General features: G+C 64.3%; 10 protein-coding genes, 4 pseudogenes and 1 riboswitch. Of the genes and pseudogenes, 7 read left to right on the top strand and 7 right to left on the bottom strand.

Features of this window, described 5'->3' with window-relative positions:
• Positions 1–94 precede the first annotated feature (94 nt).
• The gene (locus tag G3436_RS19130) at positions 95–541 is read right to left on the bottom strand and encodes a c-type cytochrome (RefSeq protein ID WP_163948090.1); all 447 of its coding nucleotides are present in this window, start codon (positions 539–541) and stop codon (positions 95–97) included.
• A 107-nt stretch (positions 542–648) separates the two neighbouring features.
• On the opposite strand from G3436_RS19130, the gene mltA reads away from it, so the two are divergent.
• On the top strand, positions 649–1,806 hold the full coding sequence (gene mltA, locus G3436_RS19125) for a murein transglycosylase A (RefSeq protein ID WP_163948087.1): 1,158 nt from the start codon (positions 649–651) through the stop codon (positions 1,804–1,806).
• A 1-nt stretch (position 1,807) separates the two neighbouring features.
• Here mltA and G3436_RS19120 read toward each other — a convergent pair whose 3' ends face one another.
• A complete protein-coding gene (locus G3436_RS19120; protein WP_163948084.1) occupies positions 1,808–2,194 on the bottom strand; it encodes an MAPEG family protein in 387 nt (128 codons plus the stop codon).
• A gap of 25 nt (positions 2,195–2,219) precedes the next feature.
• Positions 2,220–3,050: pseudogene (locus tag G3436_RS19115) on the bottom strand (EamA family transporter).
• A 193-nt stretch (positions 3,051–3,243) separates the two neighbouring features.
• Here G3436_RS19115 and G3436_RS19110 point away from each other — a divergent pair.
• A pseudogene (locus G3436_RS19110) lies at positions 3,244–4,478 on the top strand (cation:proton antiporter).
• A gap of 56 nt (positions 4,479–4,534) precedes the next feature.
• Here the strand turns inward: G3436_RS19110 and G3436_RS19105 are convergent.
• Positions 4,535–4,933 carry an acyl-CoA thioesterase gene (locus G3436_RS19105; protein WP_163948081.1) on the bottom strand — a complete coding sequence of 133 codons (399 nt, stop codon included), beginning with the start codon at positions 4,931–4,933 and terminating at the stop codon, positions 4,535–4,537.
• A gap of 183 nt (positions 4,934–5,116) precedes the next feature.
• Positions 5,117–5,223: riboswitch (S-adenosyl-L-homocysteine riboswitch) on the top strand.
• Between the two features lie 21 nt (positions 5,224–5,244).
• On the opposite strand from G3436_RS19105, the pseudogene ahcY reads away from it, so the two are divergent.
• From ahcY to G3436_RS29015, 4 genes and pseudogenes are all read left to right on the top strand, one after another.
• Positions 5,245–6,653 (top strand): annotated as a pseudogene (gene ahcY, locus G3436_RS19100) (adenosylhomocysteinase).
• A 95-nt stretch (positions 6,654–6,748) separates the two neighbouring features.
• The gene (gene metF / locus G3436_RS19095; RefSeq protein WP_163948079.1) at positions 6,749–7,594 is read left to right on the top strand and encodes a methylenetetrahydrofolate reductase [NAD(P)H]; all 846 of its coding nucleotides are present in this window, start codon (positions 6,749–6,751) and stop codon (positions 7,592–7,594) included.
• 121 nt (positions 7,595–7,715) lie between these two features.
• Entirely contained in the window at positions 7,716–8,501 is a 786-nt protein-coding gene (locus G3436_RS19090; protein ID WP_163948076.1) for a substrate-binding periplasmic protein, read from the top strand.
• 222 nt (positions 8,502–8,723) lie between these two features.
• Positions 8,724–10,626: pseudogene (locus G3436_RS29015) on the top strand (DEAD/DEAH box helicase).
• A gap of 66 nt (positions 10,627–10,692) precedes the next feature.
• On the opposite strand, the gene G3436_RS19080 reads toward G3436_RS29015, so the two are convergent.
• From G3436_RS19080 to G3436_RS19070, 3 genes are all read right to left on the bottom strand, one after another.
• The gene (locus G3436_RS19080) at positions 10,693–11,268 is read right to left on the bottom strand and encodes a YceI family protein (RefSeq protein ID WP_163948074.1); all 576 of its coding nucleotides are present in this window, start codon (positions 11,266–11,268) and stop codon (positions 10,693–10,695) included.
• A 32-nt stretch (positions 11,269–11,300) separates the two neighbouring features.
• Complete coding sequence (locus G3436_RS19075) at positions 11,301–11,852, bottom strand: cytochrome b (protein WP_163948071.1); 552 nt, start codon at positions 11,850–11,852, stop codon at positions 11,301–11,303.
• Positions 11,853–12,099: 247 nt separating this feature from the next.
• The gene (locus tag G3436_RS19070) at positions 12,100–13,917 is read right to left on the bottom strand and encodes a flavin monoamine oxidase family protein (RefSeq protein WP_163948069.1); all 1,818 of its coding nucleotides are present in this window, start codon (positions 13,915–13,917) and stop codon (positions 12,100–12,102) included.
• A 190-nt stretch (positions 13,918–14,107) separates the two neighbouring features.
• Here G3436_RS19070 and G3436_RS19065 point away from each other — a divergent pair, with 190 nt between their 5' ends.
• Positions 14,108–15,514, top strand: a complete 1,407-nt coding sequence (locus tag G3436_RS19065) for an adenosylmethionine--8-amino-7-oxononanoate transaminase (RefSeq protein WP_163948066.1) — start codon at positions 14,108–14,110, stop codon at positions 15,512–15,514.
• Positions 15,515–15,536: the final 22 nt, after the last annotated feature.

The raw sequence follows: 15,536 nt of genomic DNA, 5'->3' as shown, positions 1-15,536 counted from the left end.
GGCGCTCCCTTCGCTGGCAAGCCAGCTCCCACACGATCAGTGGATTACCTGTGGGAGCTGGCTTGCCAGCGAAGAGGCCCGCCAGTTCACCCCATCAATGATTGCGAAACTCGCTATGACAGCCCTTGCACGCCGCCTCGACCTTGCCCATCGGCGCGACCATCGCGCCAGCATCCAGCGGTTGCGTACGCGTCTGCGCGACCAGCTCGCCGGTCACCTGCTCCATCTGCCGCGCCAAGTCCTGGAAACGTGCCTGTTTCTGCCAGACATCGGCCGTGGCACTGCTGTCTTCTTCGCGCACCTGGGGAAAATGCTGCCACGGTTCATGGGCCAGGGCGTCCAGCTTGACCGCCCCGTCGGCGAACTTCTGCCCATCGAACGCCAGGCGCCCACGCAGCATGCCGCCCAGGTCTTCACTGGTCTTGAGCATCTGTTTGAAGATCGCCTTGCGCTGGCCCAGCGGCGAGTTGGGATCGACCCCGCCACAGGCGCTCAGCGCCAGGCAGGCCAGCAGCAGGAGGGAACATCGTTTCAATGTCATGGTCAGCTCGGTGCACCTGAAAAGGCGGCCAGTATCCCCGCCCGCCCGCAAAAGACCAATACCCCCATTAAAACTACGGGTTGTTTGCCAACCCGAGGACCTGCTTCATGAACACCGTTCTGAGCCGACTGGGCCTGACCGTTTCGCTGCTGGCACTGCTGGCCGGCTGCAACGGCAGCGCGCCGGAAAAAACCACGCCACACCCGCTGGCCACCTACAGCCAAGCCACCTGGAAAGACCTGCCGGCAGTCAGCGACAGCGACCTGGTGGCCGGTTTCAACGCCTGGCGCAGCGCCTGTGAGCGGCTCAAGCGCGACACCGTGTGGGCCACCACCTGCGAGGCGGCAATGCAGGTGCCGGACGACGCCACGCAGATACGCGGCTTCCTCCAGACCCAGCTACAGGTATACGGCCTGCGCTCGGCCGACAACAGCGCCAACGGCCTGATCACCGGCTACTACGAGCCGGTCTACCCCGGCAGCATGACCCAGACCGCCAGCGCGACGGTGCCGGTGTATGGCATCCCCGACGACCTGGTGGTGGTGGCACTGGACAGCATCTACCCCGAACTCAAGGGCAAGCGCCTGCGCGGGCGCCTGGACGGGCGCACGCTCAAGCCCTACGACACCGCCGAAGTGATCCAGCGCCAGGGCGTCAAGGCTCCGGTACTGGCCTGGCTGACCGACCCGATGGACCTGCAATTCCTGCAGATCCAGGGCTCGGGGCGTATCCAGCTGGCCAGCGGGCAGCAACTGCGGGTGGGCTATGCCGACCAGAACGGCCACCCGTACCGCCCGGTGGGACGCTGGCTGGTCGAGCAGGGCCAGTTGAAGAAAGAAGACGTGACCATGGGCAGCATTCATGCCTGGGCCCAGGCCAACCCGACGCGGGTGCCCGAACTGCTGGCAAGCAACCCCAGCTACGTGTTCTTCAGCACCCGCCCGGACAGCAACGAAGGCCCGCGTGGTTCGCTCAACGTGCCGCTGACCGCCGGCTACAGCGTGGCCATCGACCGCAAGGTGATCCCGTTGGGCAGCCTGCTGTGGCTGTCGACCACGCGCCCGGATGGCGCGCCGGTGGTACGCCCGGTAGCCGCCCAGGACACCGGCGGGGCCATCACCGGCGAGGTGCGCGCCGACCTGTTCTGGGGCACCGGCAGCGAAGCCGGCCAGTTGGCCGGCGACATGAAGCAGCAGGGCCAGATCTGGCTGCTGTGGCCCAAGGGTGCAGCCCTGCCGGTGGTGCCGCAGGTGGACGGCAACTAGCTCAGGCCGAAACCACGAACAAGCTGACGATCAGACCGATGCCGGCGAACCACACCAGCGAGCGCAGCACGGCCCAGTCGGCCAGGTAACAGATGATGTAAAGCAGGCGGCTGGTGATGTAGAGCACCGCCAGCACGTCCTGGGTCACCTGCTCGGCATTGCCGACGATGTCGGCGATGACCACGGCGGCGACAAACGCCGGGATCGCTTCGAAGCTGTTCAACTGCGCCGCATGGGCGCGCCGCGGCAGGCCTTCGAGCGTTTCCTGGAACGCCCGCGGGTCATGGTTCTGGCGCAGGTTGTAGCGGCCACTGCTTAACTTGGCAATGCTGGTGCACACCAGCGGCAGCAGCACGGCGATCAGTACACACCAGAAGGCAACGGTCATGGGGCAATCCTTGTTGGTCAGGGGGTCAGAGTTTCATGATCAGCATGCCGATCAGCACCAGGGCACAGGCTAAGAGCCTGGGGCCGCCGAAAGGTTCTTTGAGGTAGCGCATGCCCAACAGCACCACCAGGATAACGCTGACCTCACGCAAGGCGGCAGCCTCGGCCACCGACCCCAATTGCATCGCCCACAGCACCAGCGCATAACTGGCCAGCACACACAACCCCACCGCCACGCCGAGCCTGTACTGCGTGCGCCAGAACAGCGCAAACGGTGCACGCCGCGCCAGCGTGGCCAGCAACGGGAAGGGCCAGGCGCTGATCAGTGTCAGCCATACCAGGTAGTCCAGCGGCTGCGACCACCGGCGTATCGCACTGCCGTCAAGCCAGGTATAGCAGCCGATGCACAGGCCGATCAGCGCACCAGCGGCAGCATCGACCACGGCAGGCGCTCACCGCCGCCGCCCTGCCACAGCAGCAGACCATGCCACACGGGATCAGCAGGATACCGATGACCTGCTGATTGCTCAGGGTCTCGCCGGCAAACACCAGGGTCAGCGCCAGCACCACCAGCGGCGACAACCCGCGCATCAAGGGGTAGACCAGGCCCAGGTCACCGGCCCGGTAGGCCTGGATCAGCAAAAAGCGGTAAACCAGCTCGAAGCCTGCCGAGGCCAGCATCCACGGCCAGATGTCAGCCGGTGCACCTGCACGAAGGCCACCATCACCAGGGCGAACAGCAGCGCTACCCCGTCCATGCTGGCGATCACCAGCAGGCGCTCGCCGCTGAACTTCATCAGGGTGTTCCAGGTGGCGTGCAGGAGGGCGGCAACCAGTACCAGAGAAGTCGCGAGCACGGTTCAGTTCCTTGGCAGTGCACGGCAGGTCGTCATTGGCCGTGCAGTGCAGTTTCAACCAGGCGCAACAAAACAGCCAGCATGCGGTCAATGGCTGCTGATCGAAAAAGTGTGTCCCGAAGGCCCCGCCAGTGCATCCAAGCCCTGCCCGAGACCCTCGGGCACCGACTTGGAAGCCACTACAGGACCTAGGATGCTTGAGCTCGTTGCTGCGTTTATCTGCCTGACCACCCTCCTCACGTATGTGAATTACCGCTTTATCGGCCTGCCACCCACCATTGGCGTGATGGTCACCGCACTGTTGTTTTCCCTGCTGTTGCAGGGCCTGAGCGTCATCGGCTACCCCGGCCTGGAAGAACGGGTACAAGGCCTGATGAATCAGATTGATTTCAATGACCTGCTGATGCACTGGATGCTGGCGTTCCTGTTGTTTGCCGGCGCCCTGCACGTCAACCTGGCCGACCTGCGCGACTACCGCTGGCCGATCGGCCTGCTGGCCACTCTCGGGGTACTGATCGCCACCGTGGTCATCGGCTACCTGGCGCACTGGATCTTCGCCCTGTTCGGCTGGCACGTCAGCCTGCTGTACTGCCTGCTGTTCGGTGCGCTGATCTCGCCCACCGACCCGATCGCGGTGCTGGGCGCGCTGCGTACCGCCAATGCATCCAAACCGCTGAAGACCACCATCGTCGGCGAATCGCTGTTCAACGACGGCACGGCGGTCGTGGTGTTCACCGTGCTGCTGGGTATCGCGCAACTGGGCGAAACCCCGAGCGTCAGCGACACCGCCATCCTGTTTGCCCGCGAGGCCATCGGCGGCGCGCTGTTCGGCGCAGTGATCGGCTACGTGACCTACCGCATGATCAAGAGCATCGAGCAGTACCAGGTCGAGGTCATGCTGACCCTGGCACTGGTGATCGGCGGCTCGGCCGCGCCTACGAGCTGCACGTCTCGGCACCGATCGCGATGGTGGTGGCGGGGCTGATCATCGGTAACCTGGGGCGCAACCTGGCGATGAACGACATGACCCGTCGCTACATGGACGGTTTCTGGGAACTGATCGACGACATGCTCAACGCGCTGCTGTTCGCCCTGATCGGCCTGGAGCTGTTGCTGCTGCCGTTCTCGTGGATGCACCTGGCGGCGGCCGGTGTGCTGGCGGTGGCGATCCTGCTGTCGCGGATGCTGACCGTGGCTCCGGCGATCGTGCTGCTGCGCCGCTGGCGCAAAGTGCCGCGCGGCACGATTCGCGTGCTCACCTGGGGTGGCCTGCGCGGCGGCGTTTCGGTGGCCCTGGCACTGTCGCTGCCACTGGGTGAAGAACGTGACCTGCTGCTGAGCATCACCTACATCGTGGTGCTGTCGTCGATCCTGCTGCAGGGCTTGAGCATCGGGCGCGTGGTGCGCGGCGTGACCGAGCAGCCGTAAGGTCGCTTTCGCCGGCCAGGTGGGCGCCTGCGGGTGCCCTGCCTGCCGGCGAGCGGTTATTCCACCGAGGTGTCGAACTGATCCTGGATGTACTTGATCTCGGTACGCCCGTGGGCCGCCGGCAGGCCGTCTTCGCCCAGGTTGACGAAGACCATCTTGTCGACCGTGAGGATGCTCTTGCGGGTGATCTTGTTGCGCACTTCACACTTGAGGGTGATCGAGGTACGCCCGAACTCGGTGGCGGTGATGCCCAGCTCGATGATGTCGCCCTGGCGCGAGGCGCTGACGAAGTTGATCTCGGAAATGTACTTGGTCACCACGCGCTGGTTGCCCAGTTGGACGATCGCGTAGATCGCCGCCTCTTCGTCGATCCAGCGCAGCAGGCTGCCACCGAACAGGGTGCCGTTGGGGTTGAGGTCTTCGGGTTTGACCCACTTGCGGGTGTGGAAATTCATGCGTACTCCTGACCGTCTTGCCAATCGATGCCGGTCATGATGGCAGAGCCTGCGCACGGTCTCCATTGATCATCGACTATCGTCTCGATTAATCGACAGAAACCCTTGGGCAGTTGCCCTCGCACGGCTATAATCGCCCACGCTTGAAAAACGGTCATCGTCACACGATACCGTTCCCGCCACCTGTCCGAGGGGCGCTGCAGCAGGTTCGTCCTGTCAGGCTCGGATGGGGCGTTGCCTGCTCGGGGGTCCCCGCACAGGCACTAAACGCACAACGGCGCCCATTCGCACACTACGAATGGAGGCTCTTGATGAGCGCTGTAAACACGCCTGCAGATTTTACCGACTACAAAGTCGCCGACATGTCCCTGGCCGCCTGGGGCCGTCGCGAAACCATCATCGCCGAGTCCGAAATGCCGGCACTGATGGGCCTGCGCCGCAAGTACGCCTCCGAGCAACCGCTCAAGGGCGCGAAAATCCTCGGCTGCATCCACATGACCATTCAGACTGCCGTGCTGATCGAAACCCTGGTTGCCCTGGGTGCCGAAGTACGCTGGTCGTCCTGCAACATTTTCTCGACTCAGGATCAGGCTGCGGCGTCCATCGCTGCTGCCGGCATCCCGGTTTTCGCCTGGAAAGGCGAGACTGAAGAAGAATACGAGTGGTGCCTGGAGCAAACCATCCTGAAGGATGCCAGCCATGGGACGCCAACATGATCCTCGACGACGGCGGCGACCTGACCCAACTGCTGCACGACAAGTACCCACAAGTACTGGACCGCGTCCACGGCGTGACCGAAGAGACCACCACCGGTGTGCACCGCCTGCTCGACATGCTGGCCAAGGGCGAACTGAAGATCCCGGCGATCAACGTCAACGACTCGGTCACCAAGAGCAAGAACGACAACAAGTACGGCTGCCGTCACAGCCTGAACGACGCCATCAAGCGCGGTACCGACCACCTGCTGTCGGGCAAGCAGGCCCTGGTGATCGGCTACGGTGACGTGGGCAAGGGCTCGGCCCAGTCGCTGCGTCAGGAAGGCATGATCGTCAAGGTCTCGGAAGTCGACCCGATCTGCGCCATGCAAGCCTGCATGGACGGTTTCGAGCTGGTCTCGCCGTTCATCGACGGTATCAACAACGGCACTGAAGCCAGCATCGACAAGGCCCTGCTGGGCAAGATCGACCTGATCGTGACCACCACCGGCAACGTCAACGTGTGCGATGCCAACATGCTCAAGGCCCTGAAAAAGCGCGCCGTGGTGTGCAACATCGGTCACTTCGACAACGAAATCGACACCGCTTTCATGCGCAAGCACTGGGCATGGGAAGAAGTGAAGCCGCAGGTGCACAAGATCCACCGCACCGGCCCTGGCGATTTCGACGCACAGAACGATGACTACCTGATCCTGCTGGCCGAAGGCCGCCTGGTGAACCTGGGCAACGCCACCGGCCACCCGAGCCGCATCATGGACGGCTCGTTCGCCAACCAGGTACTGGCGCAGATCTTCCTGTTCGGCCAGAAGTACGCCGACCTGTCGCCGGCCCAGAAAGCCGAGCGCCTGACCGTTGAAGTACTGCCGAAGAAACTCGACGAAGAAGTGGCCCTGGAAATGGTCCGCGGTTTTGGCGGCGTGGTGACCCAACTGACCAAGCAACAGGCCGACTACATCGGCGTCACGGTTGAAGGCCCGTTCAAGCCACACGCCTATCGCTACTGATGGGCCAGAGCCGGTGACGCCCTCAAGCGTCACCGGCTTTTTTCTGTGGCCAGCCCCGTCGCTGGCCAGCACGATCGGTTTACCAGGATTTCGCCATGTCTCAGGACCGCCGTTACAGCTTCGAGTTCTTCCCCACCAAGACCGATGCTGGACATGAAAAACTGCTTGCCACGGCCCGTACCCTGGCCAGCTACAACCCGGATTTCTTCTCCTGCACCTACGGTGCCGGGGGCTCGACCCGCGATCGCACGCTCAACACCGTGCTGCAGCTGGAAAGCGAAGTGAAAGTACCGGCCGCCCCGCACCTGTCCTGCGTGGGTGACAGCAAGGCCGACCTGCGCAGCCTGCTGGCCCAGTACAAGGCCGCCGGCATCAAGCGCATCGTCGCCCTGCGTGGCGACCTGCCGTCGGGCATGGGCATGGCCAGCGGCGAGCTACGCTACGCCAACGAGCTGGTCGAGTTCATTCGCCAGGAAAGCGGCGACCACTTCCATATCGAAGTGGCTGCCTACCCGGAAATGCACCCGCAAGCCCGCCACTTCGAAGACGACCTGCTCAACTTCGTACGCAAGGCCAAGGCCGGTGCAGACAGCGCCATCACCCAGTACTTCTTCAACGCCGACAGCTACTTCTACTTCGTCGAACGCGTGCAGAAGCTGGGCGTGGACATCCCGGTGGTGCCTGGCATCATGCCGATCACCAACTACAGCAAGCTGGCGCGCTTCTCCGATGCCTGCGGCGCCGAGATCCCGCGCTGGATCCGCAAGCAACTGGAGGCCTACGGCGACGACGCCAAGAGCATCCAGGCGTTCGGCGAGCAAGTGATCAGCGACATGTGCGAGCAACTGCTGCAAGGCGGCGCGCCCGGGCTGCACTTCTACACCCTGAACCAGGCCGAACCGAGCCTGGCCATCTGGAACAACCTGAAGCTGCCACGCTGATTGCGCCAGCATCGGTAGACACTGCTGCAAAGCACCAAGGGCTCTGGCGCACGTCAGGGCTCTTTTTGTGGATGCCGGGTGCAGGCTGGCCATTCTCGGGCAGTCAACGTACTCTCACGCCATGCCCTATTTCACCCGCCTGCTCACCGCCCTGCTTCTTGTCTGCCTGAGCACCCTGGTTCAGGCCGAGAAGCTGCGGATCGTCACCGACCCCTGGCCACCGTATGCCTATGAAGAGAACGGCCAGGCCAAGGGTATCGACTACCAGGTCACGGCCGAGGTGTTCAGGCGCCTGGGTATCGAGGTGCAGTGGCAGTTCCTGCCGTGGAAGCGCTGCCTGGCCATGCTCGAACAGGGCCTTGCCGACGGCGTGCTCGATATCTTCCGCACCGAGCAACGCGACGCCCAGCTGTTCTACCCCAGCGAGCCGCTGTCGCAGGTGGAATTCGTGCTGTTCCAGCTCAATGCCCGCCCCCATGTGATCCAGCGGCTGGAGGATCTCAAGGGGCTACGCGTCGGTACCGCACCGGGTTATACCTATGGCACTGCATTTGCCAGTGCCACCGGCTTCACCCGCGAACCGGCGCCCACCCTTGAAGCCAACTTCGGCATGCTGCAACTGGGACGCATCGACCTGCTGATCACCGACCGTCGCGCGGGCCGCCACGTGATCGCAACACTGGGGCTGGAACAGCAGGTCAGCGAGCTGCCACTGCTGATCAACCGCCAGAGCCAGTACCTGGCAGTGCGGCGCAATGCCGGCATGGACCTGCTGGCCCAACGCTTCGCCGCCGAGCTGCGCCGCTTCAAGCAGGAGCCGGCGTACGCCGAGCTCAATGCCCGCTACCACGGCACCGGGGCGAACTTTCAGCAAGCCGTTGAGCAGCAGGAACGCAGCACGCAGTGATTGCTCTGTTATACTCCGCCAACCCCGCCAGGCTTACGCCCGGACGCTCGGCCTTGCAACAGGCATCCCGACCGGCAGGACAGCGCGCCAAGAGCCCGCCCGCCGCACCCCGGATGCGCATTGAAAGCCCAGCAGGACCGGACGCGATAGCATCACCTGATGCCCGTCGCGCCAGGCACGAACTTCCCATAGGGCTTAGCCCCCACTAGAACAGGATTACTCATGTCCTTTGCTTCCCTCGGTCTCTCCGAGGCTCTAGTCCGCGCTATCGAGGCAGCGGGCTATACCCAGCCTACGCCGGTGCAACAGCGGGCCATTCCCGCCGTGTTGCAAGGTCGCGACCTGATGGTCGCGGCGCAGACAGGTACTGGTAAAACCGGTGGCTTTGCCCTGCCGATTCTCGAACGTCTGTTCCCGGGCGGTCACCCGGACAAGTCCCAGCGCCATGGCCCACGCCAGCCGCGGGTACTGGTCCTGACCCCGACCCGCGAACTCGCCGCGCAGGTACACGACAGCTTCAAGGTCTATGCCCGCGACCTCAAGTTCGTCAGCGCCTGCATCTTTGGCGGTGTCGGCATGAACCCGCAGGTACAGGCCATGTCCCGCGGCGTCGACGTGCTGGTGGCCTGCCCGGGCCGCCTGCTCGACCTGGCCGGCCAAGGCAGCGTCGACCTCAGCCACGTTGAAATCCTGGTGCTCGACGAAGCCGACCGCATGCTCGACATGGGCTTTATCCATGACGTGAAGAAGGTCCTCGCGCGCTTGCCTGCCAAGCGTCAGAACCTGCTGTTCTCGGCGACCTTCTCCAAAGACATCACCAACCTGGCCGACAAGCTGCTGCACAACCCCGAGCGCATCGAGGTCACGCCGCCCAACACCACGGTCGAGCGTATCGAGCAGCGCGTGTACCGCCTGCCTGCCAGCCACAAGCGCGCCCTGCTGGCCCACCTGATCACCCAGGGTGCCTGGGAACAGGTGCTGGTCTTCACGCGTACCAAGCACGGCGCCAACCGCCTCGCCGAGTACCTGGAGAAGCACGGCCTGACCGCTGCCGCGATCCATGGCAACAAGAGCCAGAACGCACGCACCAAGGCCCTGGCCGACTTCAAGGCCGGCACCGTGCGCATCATGGTCGCCACCGACATCGCCGCCCGCGGCCTGGACATCGACCAGTTGCCCCACGTGGTCAACTTCGAGCTGCCCAACGTCGAAGAAGACTATGTGCACCGTATTGGCCGTACCGGCCGTGCGGGCCGTTCCGGCGAGGCCATCTCGCTGGTTGCACCCGATGAAGAGAAGCTGCTCAAGAGCATCGAACGCGTCACTCGCCAGAAGATCCAGGACGGCGACCTGATGGGCTTCGATGCCTCCACGGTCGAAGCCGAGAAGCCCGAAGCCCGTGAGCGCCCGCAGATGAACCCGCGCGGTGGTCGTGGCGGTCGTGGTGACGGCAGCAATGCCGGCAGCGGCGGACGCAAGGACAAAGGCAAGGACAAAGGCCAGGAAAAGGATAAGCCCGCAGGCGAAAGAGCCACTGAGAAGGCCGCCGGCGCGCCCAGAGCGCAAGCCCCGTGACAACAGCAAACCCCGCCAGGCACCCTCGGGTCAGGCAGCAGTAGCACCCAAGGCGCCGGCCGATCGCGACCCTGAGGCATTCCTGGACGACGAAGTCGACAATTTCGGCAACCGCGCCGATTACGTCAGCCCGTACCAGAACAAGGGTGGCCAAGGCCGCAACCGTCGTCCGGGCGCACCCGCTGCGGCCGGCACCGGCACCGGCGCACCTCGCGGCGGCCAGCCACGCAGCAACAACGGTGGCGGCGCACGCACCGGTGGTGGCGCCAGCACCTCGGGCGAAAAACGCGGTGGTGGTGCGCGCAGTGGTGGCGGTGGCCGTGATGGCCAGGCGCGCCGCGAAGGCAGCAACAACCGCAACCGGCGCCCGACGCGTGACGAGCAGTCGAGCCAGGAGCCAGCCGTGCGCAACCCGCGCGACGGCCAGCCGCAGCCGAAGATCGTGCACAAGGAATCGAAGATCGACCGGTTCCCGACCGCTGAACAGCTCGAGCAGTTGCCAAGCCGTCCACGTGGCGAGAAGCCTGCGCTGCTGACACGCAACCGCTGATTCAGCGACTGCGCACACAAAAACGCGCCCCTAGGGGCGGCGTTTTTTATGGCGTGCCTGAAGCGATTACTGCTTCACGCCTTCGAGCGAGATTTCCAGGTCGACCGTCTGCGAGGTAGGGCCTGGGCCTTTCACGCCGAAGTCGGCCAGGTTGAGGGTGGTGGTGGCATTGAAGCCGGCGCGCTCGCCGCCCCATGGATCCTTGCCTTCACCGTTGAAGGTGGCCTTGAAGGTCACCGGCTTGGTGACGCCGTGGAAGGTCAGGTCGCCCGTCACGTCAGCAGTCTTGGCACCGGTCGGCTTGACAGCGGTGGAAACGAACTGGGCGTCTGCGAATTTCTTCACGTCGAGGAAGTCGGCGCTGCCGATGTGCTTGTCACGCTCGGCGTGGTTGGACCACAGGCTGGCGGTCTTCACGTCGACGGCAATCTTGCTGGCTTCGGGCTTGGCCGAATCCCAGCTGAAGGTGCCATCCCAGTCCTTGAAGGTACCGTGCACGTAGCTGTAGCCCAGGTGGCTGATCTTCCAGTCGATGAACGCGTGCTGGCCTTCCTTGTCGATCTTGTAGTCGGCGGCCATGGCCTGGCCGGCGGTGAACAGGGCGGTACCGAGCGCCAGAGCGGCAAAAGTCTTTTTCAACATTACTTCTATTCCTTTGGAGTTGAGGTTGAACATCAAGCTTTGCGGCCCAGCATGCGGATCAGGGTCGCGTCACGGTCGATAAAGTGGTGTTTCAGGGCCGCCAGGCCATGCAGCCCGGCGAAGATCACCAGGCCCCAGGCCAGGTAGAAATGAATTTCGCCGGCAACGTCCGCCTGGTCAGGCAGGCCGCTGATCAGGGCCGGCACCTGGAACAGGCCGAACACCGGGATACCGGCACCGTCGGCGGTAGAAATCAGGTAGCCGGTGATCATCACACCGAACAGGCCCAGATACAGCAAGCCGTGCCCGGCCTTGGCAGCGAAGCGGGTAAACGCCCCGTGGTTGGCCGGAGCCGGAGGCGGCGGGCTGATGAAGCGCCACAGCACGCGGCCGAGCATGATCGCCAGCAGGGTCAGGCCAATGCTCTTGTGCAAGTCGGGTGCGGTATGACGCCACGTACTGTAGTAGTCCAGCCCGACCATCCACAGCCCCAGGCCGAACAGGCCGAAGACCGCCAGGGCCACACCCCAGTGCAGGACGATACTGACCACGCCGTAGCGTGAAGGAGAGTTGCGCAGTTGCATTGACGTGTTTCCCTGTAAGAACTGTGCTCAAGACTAAACGGTTATCTATCGAATTAAAGCGGAAAATTTCGCTTTGAAAGATCGAGAAATATGATGATTAGTGTGGGACGAGCAGGTTAAGGAAACATTAACTTGGCAGGTAGGATTTGCTGTGGCCCCTTCGCTGGCAAGCCCACACAGGTATAGCGCAAGCCTTGAGCAACGCGATACCTGTGGTAGCTGGCTTGCCAGCGAAAGGCTCAACGCATTACTGCGTCTTGGCCTGGCTGTTGGCAGCAGGCTTTTTTGCCACTGGCTTGGCCGCCGGCTTTTTCACCGGCTGGGCCTTGGCCGCTGGCTTCTTGGCTGGCGCAGCCTTGACCGGTGCTTTGTTGACCGCAGGCGCCGCCTTGGCCGGCGCGTCCTTGGCCACTGGTGCAACCGCAGCAGATACCGGGGCCGCCGCAGGCGCTGGCGCCGTTTCAACCGGCTTCACCGCAGCTTTCTCCACGGGCTTGTCGCCGCCACCGAACAGCCGCGAGAAGAAACCGGGCTTGCCCTCTTCCTTGTTCACCGGCGCCGCCTTGGCAGCCTTGTCGGACGAACCGCCGAACAGGTTGGAGAAGAACCCGCCCTTGCTGTCCTTCGCGGCTACCGCTGCCGCCGCAGCCCCGGCCGCCACCGGCGCGACCTTGGCCGGGTCGAAGGACTTGCCCTGAGACATGCCCACCACCTGCTCTGCCGCGCGCTGGCCGCTGCGCAAGGCGCCTTCCAGGGTGCCCGGGTACAGCGCGTCGGTGTGCTCGCCGGCAAACGCAATGCGTTGCACCGGGCGCTCCCACAGGCGCCAGAACTTGCTGATCTGCCCTGGGCCATAGGCCAGGTAGGCACCGCCCGTACCAGCGTCGGTGCTGTAGCGACGCACTTCGTAGCCGGTAAAGGCACCGCGTGCCTGCGGGTAGAACGCATGCAGACGGATCAGCACCTGGTCGACCATCTGCTTGTCACCGAAGGCCTGCAGCAGGCGCGCGTTGTCGCCGGACAGGTTGATCACCACGTTGGCGCCACCCTTGAGCGCCGGTTCGATCCACAGCATGCCCAGGCCGGTGTTGCTGTAGATCTCGCCGGACATGCGTGCACGGCTTTCCCAGACCGGGGTCTTGAACTTGAGCAGCAACTGGTCGCGCCAGCCGTAGTTGGTGCCCTTGAGCGCCGCCAGGTGCTGGTTGTCCAGCCCTGGGGTCATCTGGATCCTGGCCAGTGCGCGCAGCGGCACCGCCAGCACCACGTAGTCGGCGCTGTAGCCCACGCCACCGACCTTGACCGTGACGCCGTCCTTGTCCTGGGTGATGGCGCTGACCGGCGAGCTGGTCTTGATGGTTTTCAGTTGTTTGACGAACGCCTGGGCCAGCACCGGGCTGCCACCGGGCAGGCGTGCAGCGCGCAGGTCGCGGTCGTTCACACCGCGGTAGACACGGGTCTGCTGGGCGAAGTACAGCAGCGACAGGCGCGATGGCTCGTCGTAGCGGGTACGGATCTGCTGGTTGACCAGCTGGCGCGCAGTGGCCGGCAGTTGCAGCTTGTCCAGCCAGCTGGACACGTTGATCTGGTCGAGGGCGAACAGTGTGCTGTTGGCGGCCGGGTTTTGCGGGTCGCTGATCGAGCGCGCCAGGTCGTCGAGGGTCTTCTCGTAGCGCTTGAGCGCTTCGGCCGTGGCCGGCTGCTTGGTCGCCAGGTCCGCCGCGCTGAAGTACTCGCCATCGATCAGGTAGCCCGGCGTACGCACGAACTCGGGGGCCGGCAGCGTGGCCAGCTTGAAGGTGTCCAGGTACTGGTTGAGGGTCGGCTGGGCCTTGCTGTTGCCGATCCACTCGCTGGTGGCCAGGCCCGAGCGCCCGCCCATGCCCGGCTTGGCTTCCAGCAGGGTGACCTGCCAGCCCTTGTTTTGCAGCTCATAGGCGGCGGTGAGACCGGCCAGGCCGCCCCCCACGACGATGGCCGTCGGCTGCTTGGCGGCCGCGAAGGCGCCCGCGCTGAACAGCCCAATCATTACCAGCGCGCAGGCGCGCAGCCAACCAGCAGACATTCGGCGAACTCCGGATCAAAGGCAGAAGATGCGGGGCGAACACCCCGGAAAAAGCGTGGGTGAAGGATACGTCAGGCCAGTCAGGCCTGCCACTAAAGCCCGCACCGATTACGCCTTATGGGTTGTCCTGCCCCGACGCTTTGCATAGGCTTGCGCGGTTACCCGAACCCGCGTCGCCAGGAGAGAGCCCATGGGCCTGAATCAACAGTGGATGGAACGTGACCTCAAGGTCCTGTGGCATCCCTGCACCCAGATGAAAGACCACGAGCACCTGCCGCTGATCCCGATCAAGCGCGGCGAAGGCGTGTGGCTCGAAGACTTCGAAGGCAAGCGCTACCTCGACGCGGTGAGTTCCTGGTGGGTCAACGTGTTCGGCCATGCCAACCCGCGGATCAACCAGCGCATCAAGGACCAGGTCGACCAGCTTGAGCACGTGATCCTGGCCGGCTTCAGCCACCAGCCGGTGATCGAGCTGTCGGAGCGCCTGGTCAAGCTAACCCCCGAGGGGCTGAACCGCTGTTTCTATGCCGACAACGGCTCGTCGTGCATCGAAGTGGCGCTGAAAATGAGCTTCCACTACTGGCTCAACAAGGGCCAGCCGGACAAGAAGCGCTTCGTCACCCTGAGCAACAGCTACCACGGCGAGACCATCGCGGCGATGTCGGTGGGTGACGTGCCACTGTTCACCGAAACGTACAAGGCCTTGCTGCTCGACACCCTCAAGGTGCCCAGCCCCGACTGCTACCTGCGCCCCGAGGGCGTGAGCTGGGAAGACCACTCACGTACGCTGTTCGCCGCCATGGAACAGACCCTGGCCGAGCACCACGCCAGCGTCGCCGCGGTGATTGTCGAACCGCTGATCCAGGGCGCCGGCGGCATGCGCATGTACCACCCGGTGTACCTCAAGCTGCTGCGCGAGGCCTGCGACCGCTATGGCGTGCACCTGATCCATGACGAGATCGCCGTGGGCTTCGGGCGTACCGGCACGATGTTCGCCTGCGAGCAGGCCGGCATCCGCCCGGACTTCCTGTGCCTGTCCAAGGCCCTGACCGGCGGCTACCTGCCGCTGGCCGCGTGCCTGACCACCGACGAGGTGTACGGCGCGTTCTACGACGACTACCCGACCCTGCGCGCGTTCCTGCATTCGCACAGCTACACCGGCAACCCGCTGGCCTGCGCGGCGGCACTGGCGACCCTGGACATCTTCGAGCAGGACAACGTGATCGAGGCCAACAAACCGTTGGCGCAGCGCATGGCCACGGCCACCGCGCACCTGGCCGACCACCCGCACGTGGCCGAAGTGCGCCAGACCGGCATGGCCGTGGCGATCGAGATGGTGCAGGACAAGGCCAGCAAGACCGCCTACCCGTGGCAGGAGCGGCGTGGCCTGAAGGTGTTCGAGCATGCCCTGACCCGTGGCGCGCTGTTGCGTCCGCTGGGCAGCGTGGTGTACTTCCTGCCGCCGTACGTGATCACGCCCGAGCAGATCGATTTCCTGGCCGAGGTGGCCAGCGAGGGCATCGACATTGCCACGCGCAGCAGCGTGAGCGTGGCGGTGCCGGCCGATTTCCACCCCGACTTCCGCGATCCGGGCTAAACAGCTTCGCTGGCAAGCCAGC

The organism is Pseudomonas brassicae, assembly GCF_010671725.1.
Taxonomy (GTDB): domain Bacteria; phylum Pseudomonadota; class Gammaproteobacteria; order Pseudomonadales; family Pseudomonadaceae; genus Aquipseudomonas; species Aquipseudomonas brassicae.
Note: the sequence above shows the minus strand (reverse complement) of the source record. Positions and strands in the feature narration are given on the sequence as shown.